We start from the raw sequence: 16,293 nt of genomic DNA on the forward strand, positions 1-16,293 counted from the left end.
TCATCGCGCATCAAATTTAAGCGAGTTTCGCAGAAGCGCCTGTCTCTCCAGCATCGACGAACCGGTAGCACGTCCAAGAGTTGACGGCGAAAAAACAACATAGGCAATAAGTACAAAAAGCAGTATTAAAAAAGGCAGATGGAAAAAAAATCTTAACTTAATTCTTATTAATCTTGCCCAACCATCTAATCTGAGGCGAAGCCGCTGAGAATGGCTATTCTTGGATCAGCAATTCCAATGGCCTGGAACAGGCTGCCCATTCCTCTCTTTCCAGACGCGGTCAGACGATGGACAGCGGCATCGATAACTTCGGCCTGAGCGGGGCTCGCCGTGCCTTTCAGGCGATCCGCGCGCTGACGCAGACCCAGGTTCAAGAGGAACGCCCGCTGATCGAGAGGACCGTCGATACGGGCTCCCTCGCCCGCGGCGGCCCGACCGAGGGCGGCGAAATCGACATGGGTCGTCAGATCCGCTTCGCCGGGGGCCAGCAAGGGATTAGTGAAGCGATGGGCCGAAACCGCCTGCAGCGTATCGCCGAATCCAGGTCGCACATGGCCGTAATCGATGGCTAGGAGCGCGCCGCCCTGAGCGGCGATCCGGCGGCTCAGGGTCCGAACGATGTCGAGGGCCGGTCCCGGAACGGTCATCAGCGCACCGACCGGCGCCCGGGCCGCGATCTCCCGGTCGGGCTCGGCCGCCAGGCCGAAAGTCAGGCGCCCGCCATCAGGCGAGAGCCCGACGAGGCGTTCGCACCAGCCACGCTCCGTCTGCAAAAACTGGCGAACGGGGAGGGCGTCGAAGAATTCGTTGGCGATGCCGATCATCGGCCCCTCGGGCAGGGTCTCGATCCCGTCATGCCAGGTCGGCGACACGGCTCCGAGGCGGGACACCTGTGCTGCCCGAAGAACGGGGCTGGTCTCGACGAGGTGGATCGCGGGCTTCCAATCCGGTGCCGCCCGGCTCAGTGCCCTCAGGGCATCGGCCATCAGCGTGCCGCGACCGGGTCCGAGCTCCGCCAGGACGAGATGGCTCGGTCCGCCCATGGAGGCCCATGTCAGGGCGATCCAGATGCCGATCAGCTCGCCGAACATCTGGCTGATCTCGGGCGCGGTGACGAAATCGCCGCGAGCGCCGAGGGGATCGCGGGTGCGGTAATAGCCGTGGACAGGATGTCCGAGGCAGAGCGCCATGTAGCGGGCGATGCCGATCGGGCCGGCCTCGACGATCTCGTCGCGAATCTCGGCGAAGAGCGGCGTGGTCACGCTGCGTCGGCCCGTACGGTCTCCGCCTGTTCATGGCGCGGCCGCGTAACGCCACGGGCGGCGAGGACGATGTAGGTGATGCCGATCAGGGCCATCGGCACGCAGAGCAGCATCCCCATCGTCACGCCGCCATAGGGCCAGTTCTCCGTGCCGAACAGGTATCCGAGCTGCCGGTCGGGCTCGCGGAAGAACTCGCAGAAGGTCCGGGCGAGGGCGTAGCCCAGGACGAAGATTCCCCCGAGGAGGCCCGGCTTGCGGAAGCCGAAGCGGCGGACGGCGATGGCCATCACCACGAAGAGGAGGGCCCCCTCGGTGGCCGCCTCGTAGAGCTGGCTTGGATGCCGGGCCAGGGGCCCGCCCGAGGGAAACACGATGGCGTAGGCGAAATCCGGCGCGATCCGGCCCCAGAGCTCGCCGTTCACGAAGTTGGCGATACGGCCGAAGAACAGGCCGATGGGGACGACGACGGCGGCGAGATCGAGAAGGGTATAGGGCGAAAGTTTCCGCGAGCGGGCGAACAGCACCATCGCCAGCACTGCGCCCAGGAAACCGCCGTGGAAGGACATGCCGCCGTTGCGTATCGCCAGGATCTCGAGGGGATCGTCGAGATAGAGCGGCAGGTTGTAGAACAGGACGTAGCCGATGCGGCCGCCGAGGACGACGCCGAGGGCGACCCAGACGATGAGGTCGTCGATGTCGTTGAGGCTCGGCCGCCGCACGACACCCCAGAACCTGTCCGCCACCACCAGCCGGCGGGCATAGAACCATCCGCCGACGAGACCGACGATGTAGGACAGGGCGTACCACTTGATGGTGATCGGGCCGATCGCCACCGCCACCGGATCGATGGCGGGGAAGGGCAGGGCGAGCAACGGCGGCATCGGCTGGCCTCCAGGATTGGGGCCGGCTTTGGACGCGCCGGCCCTCCCGCGTCAACCCTCGGTCGACGCGGGAGGCCTATGATGGGTCAGGCGGCCCGCACCGTCGCGAGGAATTGACCGACTTCCGAACGCAGGCTGTCGGACTGGGTCGACAGGTCTTCCGAGGCCACCAGGACCCGGCCAGCGGAGGTGCCGGCCTCGGCCGCCGAGCGGGCGACCTCCTCGATATCCGTGGTCATGGCTCCGGTACCGGCCGAAGCCTGCCCCATGTTGCGGACGATCTCCTGGGTGGTGAGGCTCTGTTCCTCCACGGCCGCGGCGATGCTGCTGGTCACCATGCTCATGCTCTCGATCCGCGAGACGATACCCTGGATCGCGCCCGATGCTCCGTTGGTCGCGCCCTGGATCGCCTCCACCTGCTGGTGGATCTCGGCAGTGGCACGGGAGGTCTGCTCGGCCAGGTTCTTCACCTCGGCCGCCACGACGGCGAACCCGCGTCCGGCTTCGCCCGCACGCGCGGCCTCGATGGTGGCGTTGAGGGCCAGCAGATTGGTCTGCGATGCGATCTGCTGGACCATGCCGACCACGTCGCCGATGCGCGTCGCGGCAACCGACAGCGTGCGCATGGTCTCCGCGGTGCGGCTCGCCTCCTCGACGGCGGAGCGGGACATGTCGGCGGCCTGCTCGACCTGGCGGCCGATCTCCTGCACCGTGGCGCCGAGTTCCTCGGCGGCCGCGGCGACTGCGTTGACGTTGCCGGCGGTCTGGTGGGCGGTGGCGGCGACGGAGGTCGAACGGCTGACCGTACCGTCCACCGTCATGGTCATGCTGTTCGATGCATCATGCAGGCTCGCGGAGGCGGACGACACGCCATCGACGATGCGGCCGACGGAGCGCTCGAAATTGTCGGCGAGTTCGTTGAGCAGGGCGCGGCGCTCGATCTCCGCGCGCATGCGGGAGGCCTCGGTGGTGCGGAGCTGCTGGGCCGCGTCCTCCAGCGAAATGTCGCGGATGGTGACGACGGCGCGGGCGATCTCACCGATCTCATCGGCACGACGGCTGCCGGGGACCTCGTCGAGGGTCTCGCGACGGGCCAAGGCCTGGAGGGCACGGGCTAGGGCGCCGAGGGGCCGGACGATGCTGCGGGCGAAGAGCAGGCCGAGAAGGGCGGTGGCGGCGAGAACCGCGAGGGCGGACATGAGCAGCGATTGGGTCAGGCTATCCACGGAATGGAGCGCCTCGCTCTGGGCTTGTTCGGCAACGATGGTCCAGGGTGCCCCCAGCATCGAGATCGAGGCGGTGGCGGCCAGGCGGGCCTTGTCGCCGCTGCCGTAGACGAACGGCTTGCCGGACTTGAGGTTCTCGGCATCCAGTCCCACCGTCGAGACGGGCATGCCCGCCTTCGCGGCTTCGTTCAGGGGCGGATTGCCGCGCAGCAGCCCATCAGAACCGACAGCCATGACCTGTCCGGTGGCACCAAGGCCATTTCGCTCGGACAGCGAGGAGTCGAACAGGGCGGGCGTCACGCGCAGCACAAGGAAGCCGATCCGCGAGGCGGCCTGCCCCGTTCCCATGGCGACGTTGGCGCGACGGTAGATGCCGCGACCGAGGAAGGCGGAGGGACCGGAATCGGCGGGATAGGCAGTGAAATCCTGGGTGAGAACCGTATCGGGCTCAGCGGTCTTCAGGCGCTCGATGAGTTTGGCGAGGCCGGTCTTCTGAAGCTCCGGCTCCGACAGGTTATGGGTGAAATCCGCACCCTTCGTCGTCGTGTAGACGATGCGCCCGTCCTCATCGACGAAGAGAAGGTCGGCATAGCCGGGACGCTCCACGAGTTTACGGGCGATTTCCTGCACCTTGCCGTGGCGACGGCCATACATGGTGCCCGCGCCCTCGACAGCCATGCGTTCCTGCGCGGTCGTCGGGCTGGTGAAGGCCTGCACGAGGCCGGCATAGTCGGCCTTCGCCGGGTCGAGAGACTCGACCAGATCGCCGACATTGCTCGAAACCTGATTGTTGCCGGCAGCGGCCAGAAGATCGCCCTGGGCGCGGTCGGCGATCAGTTCCAGTCCGGTCTTGCGGGCCGTGGCAGCGAATTCGAGTCGTTCCTGCACGGCGGAGGTCAAGCCGGATCTCGCTGAGTACCAGCTCAAGCTTCCCATCACGGCAGTGCTGACCATCGCCAAACCCACGATCATCACGGGAAGGCGGACATTAAGACTGCTTGCGATGGACATAAACGTCGTGAGCCCCCTGAAGAAACCAGGGTGCAATTATCCTATGACAAATTTAGAAAGTGTTCCTCGGAGACGGGACTGCGTACTTCTCACGGCAAAAAATGCCATTCTGGCATGGCCCGGTCTTCATGGAACGAAGGCCGTTACGAGCGTCATCGAAGATGGCTCAATCGCCGAAAGCGGCTCCGGATGCCGCGACATCCGACCGGGCGACCTCCCCCGTCGCCAGGAACAGGCGATACGCGAGATTGTCCGTCTCATCGACGCATGGGTATCCGAGAGCGTCCAAGGCAGTGTCGAAACGCTGGCGCTCGTCGGCTGGGACGCTGATCCCGGCGAGCACCCGGCCGTAATCGGCACCATGGTTACGGTAGTGGAACAGGGTGATGTTGAACCCGTCCGCCAAGCCGTCGAGGAATCGCAGGAGGGCACCCGGACGCTCCGGGAACTGGAACCGGTAGATGCGCTCGTCGGTAAGCTCGGTCGAACGGCCGCCGACCATGTAGCGGATATGGACCTTGGCCATCTCATTGTCGCTGAGATCGACCACGCTGTAGCCGTCGGCCCGAAGGCCGGCGATGAGGTCGCGCTTCTCCGGGATTCCACCGGGGAGGTTAATGCCCACGAAGATCTGCGCTTCGGCGGAGGGCGTGTAGCGGTAGTTGAACTCGGTGATCGCGCGCGGGCCGAGATGGCGGATGAAGGCGCGATAGGCGCCCGCCCGCTCGGGGATCGTGACGCCGAGGAGCGCCTCGCGCTGCTCGCCGATCTCGGCGCGCTCGGCGATGTGGCGCAGGCGATCGAAGTTGAGGTTGGCACCGGACGAGATCGCCACCAGTGTCCCCGCCGAGCCGCTCTCGCGTGCCGCGTAGACCTTCGCGCCGGCCAGAGCCAGCGCGCCGGAGGGCTCGGAGACCGCGCGGGTATCGTCGAAGATGTCCTTGACCGCCGCGCACATCGCGTCGGTATCCACAGTGATGACACCGTCGAGATGCTCGCGGCAGAGGCGGAAGGTCTCTTCACCGGCCTGGCGCACGGCGACGCCATCGGCGAAGAGACCGACCGTCGCCAGCATGACGCGCTCGTCGGCGGCGAGCGCCGCCGCCATGCAGGCGGCATCGTCGGGCTCGACGCCGATGACCTTGGTCTCGGGCCGCAGATACTTCACGAAGGTGGCGATGCCGGCAGCGAGACCGCCACCGCCGATCGGCACGAAGATCGCCTCGATCGGCCCGGAATGCTGGGTCAGGATTTCCATGCCGATGGTGCCCTGTCCGGCGATCACATCGGGATCGTCGAACGGATGCAGGAAGGTAAGCCCCTGTTCGGCCTCTAAGTGGCGGGCATGACCCAGCGCCTCATCGAAGGTGTCGCCGAACAGCACGACCTCGGCCCCGCGCGCGCGGCAGGCATCGACCTTGATGGCCGGCGTTGTGCGCGGCATCACGATGACGGCGCGCACGGTGAGACGGGCCGCGGCCAGGGCGACGCCCTGGGCGTGGTTTCCGGCCGAGGCGCAGACGACCCCACGTGCCAGCACCTCAGACGAGAGGCCCGACATCTTATTGTAGGCCCCTCGCAGCTTGAACGAGAAGACCGGCTGCAGATCCTCGCGCTTGAGCAGGACCGGACGCCCCAAGCGCGCGGACATGCGTGGCATCGGGTCGAGGGGGCTCTCGATCGCGACGTCGTAGACGCGGGCGGTGAGGATCTTGCGGATGTAATCGGTCAAGGAGACGCGTGCTCCGTCGGAGGTTCGGAATGGGTATCGGATGAGCTTCGGGATACGCCCGTGGAGAGGAAGAAGCGAGGGGCGATCCCCCGCCCCGGTGGGACAAGGCGCCGCCCATCGCGAAGAGGCCAAAAGACGAACGCCGTCAGAAGAACCGGTCGATGACGGCCGCCAGCCAGACCAGGCCCACCAGTGCCTGGGCCATGAAGGCTCCTGCGGAGGCCAGGTCCTTCACGACGCCGATCCTGGCATGATGGGCGGGGTGGAGGTGGTCGCAGAGCTTCTCGATTGCCGTATTGAGGAACTCCGCCGCCAGCATCAACAGCAGGCTCGCCAGGAGCGCCACGCGAACCCAGAGCGTGGCGCCCATCACCAACGCGGCAGGCACACCGACCACCAGAAGGACGAGTTCCAGGCGCAGGGCTCGCTCGGTCCGGGCACCGAAGACGAGGCCGCGCCAGGAGTTGAGCAAGGCGAGATAGAGAGCGCGCATGGGATCAAGGGTCCGCGGGAGCGCCGCGGGCGATCCATTTCGCGAGAAGGGGGCCGGTGAGGAGCACCACGAACAGGCGCAGGGTCTGCACGGCCAAAACGAAAGACACGTCGGCTTTCGAGCCGACCGCGATGATCGCCACGGAATCGAGCCCGCCCGGACTGGTGGCGAGAAACGCCGTGAGGAAGTCCACCGGCAACAGGAAGGTGAGGCCGTAGGCCCAGCCGCCGCACAGGGTGATGACGGCGAAGGTGGCGACGAGGATGCCTGGCAGGGCGGCGAATGTCTCGCGCACGGTCTCAGCGGTGAAGCGCAGGCCGACATACCAGCCGATACAGGCATAGGCGAGATCGAGGAGCGGTTCCGGCAAGGCCATCGAGACGAGGCCCATGGCGTGGAGCACGGCGCCCAGGATCATCGGCCCGACGAGGGCGCTCGCCGGCAGGCGAAGGAGACGGGCTAGCCCGAAGCCGATCCCGGCCACCGCCAGTGTGGCGAGAACGGGAAGGATGCCGGAATCAGCCAGGGACGTGGCCTTTGCCGGGCTTGCCGTATCGGTGAGGATGCGAGCGACAACGGAGGCCGACAGAACCACGGCGGCGACGCGGACATATTGCATGAAGGCTACGAGGCGCGGATCCGCCCCGTATTCCTCGGCCATGGCCGTCATGGCGGCGGCACCACCGGGCGAGGAGCCCCAGGCGGCGGTACTCCCGGGAAGGATCCGCAGGCGGGTCAACGCCCAGCCGACGAGGGCTCCGGCCATCACAGTGACGAGTACCACGGCAAGTATCAGCAATCCGTCATCGAGGAGCGTCCCGACGATGTCGGCGGTCACCGCCTTGGCGACGAGGCAGCCGATGATGGCCTGGGCCGCCTGGAAACCGGGCCGCGCCAGCGACAGGCTCGCCCCGCCAACGCCGAAGGCGATGGCCACGAGCATCGGCCCCAATAGGAGCGCGGCCGGAAACTGGGCCAGCGTGAGGCTGTAGGCGATGGCCGCCGAGGCGGCGACGAGCGCCGTCCAGAGGCCGAGGGAGCGCGGACTGAACACGGGGAAACCGGCAGTGGGGAGGCGCCCGCCCTTACAGTGGATCGGCGACGCTGTCACGGCTCGCCCCGGCATCGTCGCGAAACGCCGCCGTCCCGGCGGGCGCTTGAGCCCGAAAGAAACTCGCCAGATGCGACAGGCCGGCGGCGCGCGGATCGCTGGACCGCCAGGCGAGGGCGATGGTCCGGCCTGGTCCATCCACATCGAAGCTGCGCGTCACGGTGAGACCGCTGGCATCGGCCCCGGCCGGCACGGCGAGGGCGGGGAGGAGGGTGTAGCCTGCGCCGGCCGCCACCATGGAGCGCAGCGTCTCGAGGGAGGTGGCGTGGCGCCCGGCCGCTGAACCGGCGCCGCATGCGGCAACGGCCTGATCGCGCAGGCAATTCCCCTCGTCGAGGAGAAGGAGGTCCGGCCCGGCGATGTCGGTCGCCCGTAATGCCCCACCCTGGGCGAGGGCATGGTCGGCGGGGCAGGCCAGCAGGAACGGCTCGATGAACAGCGGCGAGACGGTGAGCCCGGAGGTCGGTACCGGCAGGGAGATCAACGCGGCATCGATCCGCCCATCACGCAGGCCTTCCAGGATCTCCGCGGTCCTGGCCTCGCTCAGCGCCAGGGACAGGACGGGAAATTCCTGCCTCAATGTCCGAAGCACGAGCGGGAACAGGTAGGGGCCGAGGGTCTGGATCGCCGCGAGGACGAGGCGGCCGGTGAGCGGCGCGCCGCGCCCTTCGCTCGCCAGGGCCAGCAGGCGCTGCGCCTCCGCCAGAACCGTGCGCGCCTGACGGACGATGCTCTGTCCCGCCGGTGTCAGCATGACCCGCCGGTTGCCGCGCTCGAACAGGACGAGGCCCAGGGCCTCTTCGAGCTTGCGGACCTGTACGCTCAGAGTGGGCTGACTGACGTTGCAACGTTCGGCCGCCCGGCCGAAGTGGCTCTCCTCGGCCACGGCCACGGCATATTCAAGATCCCGGAGGGACAGACCCGATACGTTCATAGGCTCTATCTATCGCAGCCTTTGCGACGATGCATTAGCCAAACGATCCGGCGCGGTTCATAAGGGTGTCTCAGAACGATTCCAGGATGGCGCAGCGACGCCGCACGCCTGATCCGGATCGTCCCGAGATTTCAGGAGAGAGTTCCGCATGAGCGATCAACGCCCGATACTGACCACCCGCCAGGGCCACCCGGTCCGCGACAACCAGAGCACGCGCACGGTCGGCGAGCGGGGACCTGCGACCCTCGAGAACTATCAGTTCATCGAGAAGATCACTCATTTCGACCGTGAGCGCATTCCGGAGCGCGTCGTCCATGCCCGCGGCGCGGGTGCCCATGGCTATTTCGAAGCCTACGGCAAGATCGGCAACGAACCAGCGTCCAAGTACACACGCGCTCGCGTGCTGAACGAGACCGGCGTGAAAACGCCGATGTTCGTCCGCTTCTCCACCGTGGCCGGTGCCAAGGAGTCGCCCGAGACCGAGCGTGACCCGCGCGGTTTTGCCGTCAAGTTCAAGACCGTCGACGGCAACTGGGATCTCGTCGGCAACAACCTCAAGGTCTTCTTCATCCGCGACGCGATCAAGTTCCCCGACATGATCCACGCGTTCAAGCCGGACCCGGTGACGAACCGCCAGGAGGCATGGCGCTTCTTCGACTTCGTGGCCCAGCACCCCGAAGCAATCCACATGGTGACGCACCTGAAGTCGCCCTGGGGCATTCCCGCCAACTATCGCGAAATGGAAGGCTCGGGCGTCAACACCTACAAGCTGGTCAACGACCAGGGTGAGGCCGTTCTGTGCAAGTTCCACTGGGAGCCCAAGCAGGGCATCCGGAACCTGACCTCGGCCCAGGCCTCCGAAATCCAGGCCAAGGACGTCGGTCACGCCACCCGCGACCTCTATGACAACATCTCGAAGGGCAACTTCCCCGAGTGGGAATTCTGCGTGCAGATCATGCCGGACGGGCCGAACGACCACCTGTCGTTCGATCCCCTCGACGACACGAAGCTGTGGCCGGTGGAGGACTTCCCGCTGCTGCCCGTGGGCCGCATGGTGCTGGACCGGGTGCCGGACAACTTCTTCGCGGAAGTCGAGCAGTCCGCCTTTGGCACCGGCGTGCTCGTGGACGGCATCGACTTCTCGGACGACAAGATGCTTCAGGGGCGTACGCTGTCCTACTCGGACACCCAGCGCTACCGCGTCGGCGCGAATTACCTGCAGCTGCCGATCAACGCGCCCCAGCCCGGTGTGAAGGTCTATTCGAACCAGCGCGACGGCCAGATGACCTACAGCGTCGATGGTACCGGTCCGAACCGCCACATCAACTACGAACCCTCGACCATCGGCGAAGGCCTCGCCGAAGCCCCTAAGCCCGCCAAGGACTATCACCAGCCGGTCCAAGGCCAGCTCGGCCGTTACCAAACCTCGCGCACGGAGGACGATTACACCCAGGCCGGCGTGCGGTACCGTTCGTTCCAGGATTGGGAGCGCGACGACCTGATCGCCAATCTCGTGGGCGACATGAAGCAGTGCCCAGAAGCCATCCAGCTGCGGATGGTCTGGCACTTCTGGCATGCCGACGAGGATTACGGCCGTCGCGTCGCCGAAGGTGCGGGCATCGATCTGGAGAAGGCGAAAGCCCTGCTTCCGCTTCCGGGCCGCGCAGCTCCGGGCAAGCGTCTCCAGGCCGAGACCTACACCGACGGCAGCCATGCCCACCGCGTCGCCGCCGAATAAGCTCTTAGCGTTCGGACTGAGCCATGACCTCCCCGCGATCCTCGTGATCGCGGGGATTTTTTTATGCGGTCATAACGCGGCGGAAGGCACTCCGACCTTCCGGTCGCGGCCCGCGCCAAGGGCAAAGATTCCGGACGCCACGGCGATGACGCAGAACAGGCCGGCGGAGACGCGCCACCCGCCGAACAGGTCGTGTGCCAGTCCAAATCCCAGCGGGCCGAGGGCGGCGATGGAATAGCCCACTGCCTGAGACATCGCCGAGAGGTCGGCCGCGCCGACTACGTCGCGGGCGCGCAGCACCACGATGGTGAGGGCGAGACCGAACAGGCCACCGATCCCCAGCCCGAGCCCGATGCCGAACGGGAGGACGAAGGCCACGGGGCCATCGACGAGGGCGAGGAAACTCGCCGCCGAGAGGGCGAGAAGAGCGATCGCGATGCTGCGCTGGTCGCGCAGCCGCGCCGCGAAGGCCGGCACGAGGAGGGCGCTCGGCGCCTGCCCGATACTCATGATCGAAGTGACGAACCCGGCCTCCACCGCCGAAAGGCCACGGCTTTGGAGCAAGACCGGGAGCCAGCCGAAAGTGATGTAGGCGAGTGAGGATTGCAGGCCCATGAATCCGGTGACCTGCCAGGCAAGGGAATCGCGCCAAAGCGGGCGGCGGCGGGCGGGCGGCGGCCCCTTCTCCCGGTGGGGCACGAAGGCGATCCAGGCGAGAGCCGCCGCCACGGCCGGCACGGCCCAGACCGCCATCGCCCGCGTCCAGCCTCCGAAGGCATCGGCCAGGGGCACCGCCGATCCGGCACCCGTCGCCGCGCCGAGGCAGAGGACCATGGTGTAGAGGCCGGTCATCAACCCGGCCTGACCGGAGAAGTCCCGCTTCACCAATCCGGGCAAAAGGACGCCGGCGAGGCCGATCCCCACTGCCGCGAGACAGGCCCCGGCGAACAGGAGAGGAAGCCCTCCGAGACCGCGCAAAGCCGAGCCGAGGGCGATGACCAGGATCGCGACCAGCACACCACGCTCCGCCCCCGTCCGCCGGACCATGACCGGGCCGAGCACGCAGGCGAGGCCGAGGCACAGGACCGGCAGGGTCGTCAGGAGCGCGGCCCCTGCGGCGGTCAGGCCGGTCTCGGCGCGGATGGCGTCGAGCAGGGGGCCGACGGAGGTGAGGGCGGGGCGCATGTTGAACGCAACCAGCATCATTCCGAGCCCGACGAGGACGGGGCGGGCGGTTCGGAATGTCGGTTCGGTCACGCGATGCGGCGCTTTCACGAGTTACGATGCAGTCACGAGTCGCGACGCTTGGCCAGGAGGGCGATGAGGCCGAGGCCGGCGAGCATCCCGGCAAAAGGAAGGTCACCCAGGACGGCATAGGTGGTGCGGCCGGGCAATCGGACGGGGAGATCCGCGTCGAGGATGCCTTCGACTCCCACGGGCAGGCTGGCGGTGATGCGCCCATAGGGATCGACCACCGCCGAAATGCCGGTATTGGCGTCGCGGACCAGAGGCAATCCCTCTTCGACGGCCCGTAACCGGGCCTGAGCGAAGTGCTGGCGCGGCCCCGGCGTATCCCCGAACCAGGCATCGTTGGTGAGGTTCAGGATCAGCCCCGGCACGGGCGCCGGACCGTCGGGAGCATGTCCGGGCAAGATTTCGCCGGGGAAAATCGCCTCGTAGCAGATCGTGGCGACGACGGGGGGAAGCCCCGTCACGTCGAGGAGACGCTGGCCGGAGCGGCTGCCGGGCGTGAACCCGCCGGGGATCGATACGAACTGGCGCAGGCCCACTGCCCTCAAGGCGGCGTCGAGGGGACCCGGCAGATACTCGCCGAACGGAACGAGATGAACCTTGTCGTAGATGTCGCCAAGCTTCGGACCGGACGAGATCGTCAGGATCGAGTTGAAGAAGCGCGGGCGCTCGTTGGGCAGCGGCTCCTCGGCGCGGGCCGCGCCGGTGATAAGTTGCCGCCCGGCCGGAAAGGCGGCGGCGATTCTTGCCAGGGATTCCGGGTCGCGCTGGATCAGGAAGGGAAACGCCGATTCCGGCCAGATCACATGAGTGACGTCCGCGATGCCGGTCCGGTCGGGAGCAGCGGCGCGATCGCTGAGGCCGATGTACCAGTCGATGATGTCCGCCCGGTTCTCGGGCCGGAACTTGGCGTCCTGGTTGAGGTTCGGCTGTACCAGGCGCAGGCGCACCCCCGGCACGCTGGCGGTGGGCACCGGAGGCAGGCGGGTGGCGCCGAACAGGGCCAGGCCGGCCAGCGCAAAGCAGGCCGTCATCGCAGGCCCATAGCGCCCGCGCCCCGTGCCCGTGGCGAGGGTGGCCGGCGCGGCCGCGATCAGAACGGCCAGAAGAGTGAGGCCGTAGAGCCCGATCACCGAAGCGGATTGCATCAGCCACAGACCCTGACCGAGGGCCATGCCCAACGTGTTCCAGGGAAACCCGGTGAAGAGGTGGCCGCGCAGCCATTCGCAGGCGGAGAGGCCGACAGCGAGGGCGGCGATACGTGCGGGTCCATGGGACCAGAGCAGCCGCGCGAGAGCGAACCCCGCCGCGTAGAAGAGCGCGAGGATGGCAGGCAGGCCGATCACGCCAAGGGGCAACGCCCATAGGAACTCGTCCGCTTCCACCAGGAATGCGGAACCGAGCCACCACAGGCCGGCGGTGAGATAGCCGAAGCCCCAGGCCCAACCGATGACGGCGCAGGCGAGGACGGCATCGCGATCGCCCCGCCGCCCCGTCGCCGCTCCGTCGATCAACCAGACGGCGATGCTGAGCGACAGGACGAGGGCGGGCAGGGCGCCGAACGGCGGCATCGCCAGGGCGCCGAGGGCACCGGAGACGATGGCGACGAGGATGCGGCGCCAGCCGGAGGTGAGCATGATCCATTGCGCGCCGTGGGCGAGCGGTCCGGTCGCGATTGCGGGCGCGGAATGCGGGTTCACGCCCTCGACACTGGGAATCATCGGCGGACCATTCCGGCAGGCGTTTGGGTCCGCACGCTGCACGCCACGTTATCGAACACGCTAAAACGACCTGAGCGAGGTGAAGCGTCGGCTTGCCAATGCGAGCCTGCTCAGGAGGCTTCGGCGACGGGGCCGCTGCTCGGCGGCGGCAGAGCCAGGGGAATCAGCGGGGCGATCTTCATTGGACCGCGATGCAGCCGCAGCCGCTTCACCCGGCGCGGATCGGCATCGAGCACCTCGAATTCGAGGTCGCCCGGCCCTGTGATAAGTTCGCCGCGCGAGGGCACGCGCCCGGCCAGCGTGACGATGAGGCCGCCGATCGTGTCGATCTCCTCGGCCATCTCGCCCACCGCCGCGACGAGATCGACGCCGCTCACCTCCGACACTTCGGCGAGGCCGGCGCGGGCATCGGCCACGAACACGTCGGCATCGCCTTCGACGCGCTGGACGAGGCGGCCTTCGGCTACGTCATGCTCGTCCTCGATATCGCCGACCACCATCTCGATAAGGTCTTCGATGGAGATGAGCCCGTCGGTCCCGCCATATTCGTCGATGACGAGGGCCATGTGCGTGCGTGTCGCCTGCATCCGCACCAGGAGATCGATGGCGGGCATGGACGGCGGCACGAACAGGACGGGACGCTGGATCCGGGTCGAGGCCAGGGTCGCCGAGAGATCGACATTGCCGAGGTTGAGCGCCTTCAAGGCGCGGGTGCCCCGGCGCGGGCGCGGGGGAACGACAGCGACGACATCGCCCGACGTATCGGGGAGGGCGCTGGTGACGGCGGCGCTCGGACGACGGATGGTCGCTTCGGCCCTTGCGGCGATGTGATCGACGAAGTCGCGGATGTGGACCATGCCGCGGGGGTCGTCGAGGGTCTCGCCGTAGACCGGGAGCCGCGAATGGCCGGCAGTGCGGAAGAGCTTGAGCAGGTCGCCGAGGCTCGTCTCCATGGAGACGGCGACGATGTCCGCGCGCGGGATCATTACGTCATCCACCCGCACCTTGTGCAGCCCGAGGACGTTCTTGAGCATGGCCCGCTCGAGGGGGGAGAACACGTTCTCGCCCGAATCGGGTTCGGCCAGCGCATCCTCGATATCGTCGCGCAACGAATCGCGCGGCCGGAGATGGAAGGCGTGCAGCAGGCGGTCGTACCAGGGCTCGCGCGCCTGCGCCTCACCATCACCGCTACTGGGCGCAGCCTGAGCCGCGCCGCGACTTCGATCGTTCGTCATGTCTCTCTGATCTGGGATTGCGGGCGGAATCGCCCCTCAGTCGGCATAAGGGTCGGGAATACCAAGGCCGTGCAGGGCTTCGGTCTCCAGGGCCTCCATGGCGTTCGCGTCCGTGTCGCCGGTCTCATGGTCCTGGCCGAGAAGATGAAGAGTGCCATGGATCAGAAGGTGCGCGAGATGGTCTTGAAGCGGTTTTCCCTGCTCGGCACTCTCGCGCAGCATCGTGTCATACGCAAGAACGACATCGCCGAGGGGCACCGCGACGCCGGTATGGGCGGGTTGCGGTGGGGCGGGGAAGGACAGGACGTTGGTGGGCTTATCCTTGCCGCGCCAAGTGCGGTTCAGGTCCTGGACCACGGCATCGGTGGTGAGCAGTACGCTCACCTCCACCGGATGATCCGGTACGTCGGGTGCAATGGCGATTCCCGCCTCGACTGCACGGATGACGAAGGCTTCGAGGTCGGGCACCACGGAGTCCCAGCGCGGGTCCTCCACGGCGACGTCGATCTCCGATTCGATCTCGGGCATCGGCATCAGGCCAGGGGACGGCGGCGGGACGTAGGCGAGCGATCCGCACCGCCCTCGCCATGGGCGGCGGTTTCATAAGCCGTCACGATGCGGCGAACGAGGTCGTGACGCACCACATCGACGTCGCGGAAGGTGACCCGGCCGATACCCTCGACGCCGTCGAGGATGTTCACGGCCTCTACGAGGCCGGATTTCTGCCCGGGCGGCAGATCGACCTGGCTCGGATCACCGGTAATGATCATCCGCGAGTTCTCGCCAAGACGCGTAAGGAACATCTTCATCTGCATCGAGGTGGTGTTCTGCGCCTCGTCGAGGAGGACGACGGCGTTAGTCAGGGTCCGCCCGCGCATGAAGGCCAGGGGCGCGATCTCGATGACGCCGGTCTGCAGGCTGCGGTCCACATGGCGCGCCTCCATGAAATCGTAGAGCGCATCGTAGATCGGGCGTAGGTAGGGATCGACCTTCTCTCGCATGTCGCCGGGCAGGAAGCCGAGGCGCTCGCCAGCCTCGACGGCCGGGCGGGACAGGATCAGCCGCTCCACATGGCCCTGTTCCAGCAGGGACACCGCATAGCCTACCGCGAGCCAGGTCTTGCCGGTGCCGGCGGGGCCTTCGGCAAAGACGAGTTCGTGGTTTCGCAGGAGCTTGATGTAGGTGTCCTGGGCCGCGTTCCTGGCTCGCACGGCGCCGCGCTTGCGCGTGGCGATCTGGTCGAAATGCGGACGGTCCGGCTCGGCGCTCACCTCGGCGGAGGGAAAGAGGTTGCCCTGGAGCGTGGTCTCCTGGATCGCGCCGTCAACATCGCCGAGGGTGAGGGCAGTGCCGCTCGCCGTCACGCGGGCATAGAGCCGCTCGAAGACCTTGCGCGCCTTCTCGGCGGCATCCGGCAGTCCCTTCACCACGAGGTGGTTGCCCAGGGCAGTGGCGGTGACGGCGAGACGCCGCTCGATATGGGCCACGTTCTGGTCGTACTGACCGAAGACGAGGCTTGCGAGCCGGTTATCGTCGAAGGTCAGCGATACATCCACCGTCTCCACGATCTCTCCTATGCGCGCCGCCGGCCCACGCCCGCGCAAGGGCGCCCCCCGTCCACTCAGACCGTCAGATGCCGACACGCCGAGGCTCCTTGCTGTAGGTATCGCTAGCGTCGCGAATGGATCGGGAACGGCA

13 protein-coding genes are annotated in these 16,293 nt (G+C 67.2%); 1 reads left to right on the plus strand and 12 read right to left on the minus strand.

Going from position 1 to position 16,293, the window contains the following annotated elements:
• Positions 1 to 185: 185 nt before the first annotated feature.
• The 7 genes from K368_RS0111680 to K368_RS0111710 all read right to left on the minus strand — a co-directional run bounded on the left by K368_RS0111680 (position 186) and on the right by K368_RS0111710 (position 8,650).
• Complete coding sequence (locus K368_RS0111680; protein WP_027172575.1) at positions 186 to 1,262, minus strand: SAM-dependent methyltransferase; 1,077 nt, start codon at positions 1,260 to 1,262, stop codon at positions 186 to 188.
• Entirely contained in the window at positions 1,259 to 2,143 is an 885-nt protein-coding gene (lgt, locus tag K368_RS0111685) for a prolipoprotein diacylglyceryl transferase (protein ID WP_027172576.1), read from the minus strand. The genes K368_RS0111680 and lgt overlap by 4 nt, the downstream gene beginning before the upstream one ends.
• 86 nt (positions 2,144 to 2,229) lie before the next feature.
• Positions 2,230 to 4,380: a methyl-accepting chemotaxis protein gene (locus tag K368_RS0111690; RefSeq protein WP_027172577.1), complete on the minus strand. Its 2,151-nt coding sequence runs from the start codon at positions 4,378 to 4,380 to the stop codon at positions 2,230 to 2,232.
• Positions 4,381 to 4,546: 166 nt separating this feature from the next.
• Positions 4,547 to 6,112 carry a threonine ammonia-lyase, biosynthetic gene (gene ilvA, locus K368_RS0111695; protein WP_027172578.1) on the minus strand — a complete coding sequence of 522 codons (1,566 nt, stop codon included), beginning with the start codon at positions 6,110 to 6,112 and terminating at the stop codon, positions 4,547 to 4,549.
• A gap of 145 nt (positions 6,113 to 6,257) precedes the next feature.
• Positions 6,258 to 6,605, minus strand: a complete 348-nt coding sequence (locus K368_RS0111700; protein ID WP_027172579.1) for a diacylglycerol kinase — start codon at positions 6,603 to 6,605, stop codon at positions 6,258 to 6,260.
• 4 nt (positions 6,606 to 6,609) lie between these two features.
• Positions 6,610 to 7,659 carry an AbrB family transcriptional regulator gene (locus tag K368_RS0111705; RefSeq protein ID WP_027172580.1) on the minus strand — a complete coding sequence of 350 codons (1,050 nt, stop codon included), beginning with the start codon at positions 7,657 to 7,659 and terminating at the stop codon, positions 6,610 to 6,612.
• A gap of 31 nt (positions 7,660 to 7,690) precedes the next feature.
• The gene (locus K368_RS0111710; protein WP_027172581.1) at positions 7,691 to 8,650 is read right to left on the minus strand and encodes a LysR substrate-binding domain-containing protein; all 960 of its coding nucleotides are present in this window, start codon (positions 8,648 to 8,650) and stop codon (positions 7,691 to 7,693) included.
• 148 nt (positions 8,651 to 8,798) lie between these two features.
• Here K368_RS0111710 and K368_RS0111715 point away from each other — a divergent pair, with 148 nt between their 5' ends.
• The gene (locus K368_RS0111715) at positions 8,799 to 10,388 is read left to right on the plus strand and encodes a catalase (RefSeq protein ID WP_027172582.1); all 1,590 of its coding nucleotides are present in this window, start codon (positions 8,799 to 8,801) and stop codon (positions 10,386 to 10,388) included.
• Positions 10,389 to 10,457: 69 nt separating this feature from the next.
• On the opposite strand, the gene K368_RS0111720 is transcribed toward K368_RS0111715, so the two are convergent.
• From K368_RS0111720 to K368_RS0111740, 5 genes are all read right to left on the minus strand, one after another.
• Positions 10,458 to 11,645 carry an MFS transporter gene (locus tag K368_RS0111720; protein WP_027172583.1) on the minus strand — a complete coding sequence of 396 codons (1,188 nt, stop codon included), beginning with the start codon at positions 11,643 to 11,645 and terminating at the stop codon, positions 10,458 to 10,460.
• 32 nt (positions 11,646 to 11,677) lie between these two features.
• On the minus strand, positions 11,678 to 13,276 hold the full coding sequence (gene lnt, locus K368_RS0111725) for an apolipoprotein N-acyltransferase (protein WP_245259677.1): 1,599 nt from the start codon (positions 13,274 to 13,276) through the stop codon (positions 11,678 to 11,680).
• Positions 13,277 to 13,470: 194 nt separating this feature from the next.
• Positions 13,471 to 14,595, minus strand: coding sequence for a hemolysin family protein (locus K368_RS0111730; RefSeq protein WP_027172585.1), 1,125 nt, complete (start codon positions 14,593 to 14,595; stop codon positions 13,471 to 13,473).
• 36 nt (positions 14,596 to 14,631) lie between these two features.
• Complete coding sequence (ybeY, locus tag K368_RS0111735; protein ID WP_027172586.1) at positions 14,632 to 15,129, minus strand: rRNA maturation RNase YbeY; 498 nt, start codon at positions 15,127 to 15,129, stop codon at positions 14,632 to 14,634.
• On the minus strand, positions 15,129 to 16,199 hold the full coding sequence (locus K368_RS0111740) for a PhoH family protein (RefSeq protein ID WP_197031072.1): 1,071 nt from the start codon (positions 16,197 to 16,199) through the stop codon (positions 15,129 to 15,131). Before K368_RS0111740 ends, ybeY begins: the two co-directional genes overlap by 1 nt.
• Between the last annotated feature and the right edge of the window lie 94 nt (positions 16,200 to 16,293).

It is taken from the genome of Methylobacterium sp. 10 (genome assembly GCF_000519085.1).
Classification (GTDB): Bacteria; Pseudomonadota; Alphaproteobacteria; order Rhizobiales; family Beijerinckiaceae; genus Methylobacterium.

What these genes read in the sequence shown, in the direction of transcription:
- lnt (WP_245259677.1), bottom strand. Translation starts at nt 13,276, where the DNA reads ATGCTCACCTCCGGCTGGCGCCGCATCCTCGTCGCCATCGTCTCCGGT.
- K368_RS0111690 (WP_027172577.1), bottom strand. Translation starts at nt 4,380, where the DNA reads ATGTCCATCGCAAGCAGTCTTAATGTCCGCCTTCCCGTGATGATCGTG.
- K368_RS0111715 (WP_027172582.1), top strand. Translation starts at nt 8,799, where the DNA reads ATGAGCGATCAACGCCCGATACTGACCACCCGCCAGGGCCACCCGGTC.
- lgt (WP_027172576.1), bottom strand. Translation starts at nt 2,143, where the DNA reads ATGCCGCCGTTGCTCGCCCTGCCCTTCCCCGCCATCGATCCGGTGGCG.
- K368_RS0111710 (WP_027172581.1), bottom strand. Translation starts at nt 8,650, where the DNA reads ATGAACGTATCGGGTCTGTCCCTCCGGGATCTTGAATATGCCGTGGCC.
- K368_RS0111730 (WP_027172585.1), bottom strand. Translation starts at nt 14,595, where the DNA reads ATGACGAACGATCGAAGTCGCGGCGCGGCTCAGGCTGCGCCCAGTAGC.
- ybeY (WP_027172586.1), bottom strand. Translation starts at nt 15,129, where the DNA reads ATGCCGATGCCCGAGATCGAATCGGAGATCGACGTCGCCGTGGAGGAC.
- K368_RS0111700 (WP_027172579.1), bottom strand. Translation starts at nt 6,605, where the DNA reads ATGCGCGCTCTCTATCTCGCCTTGCTCAACTCCTGGCGCGGCCTCGTC.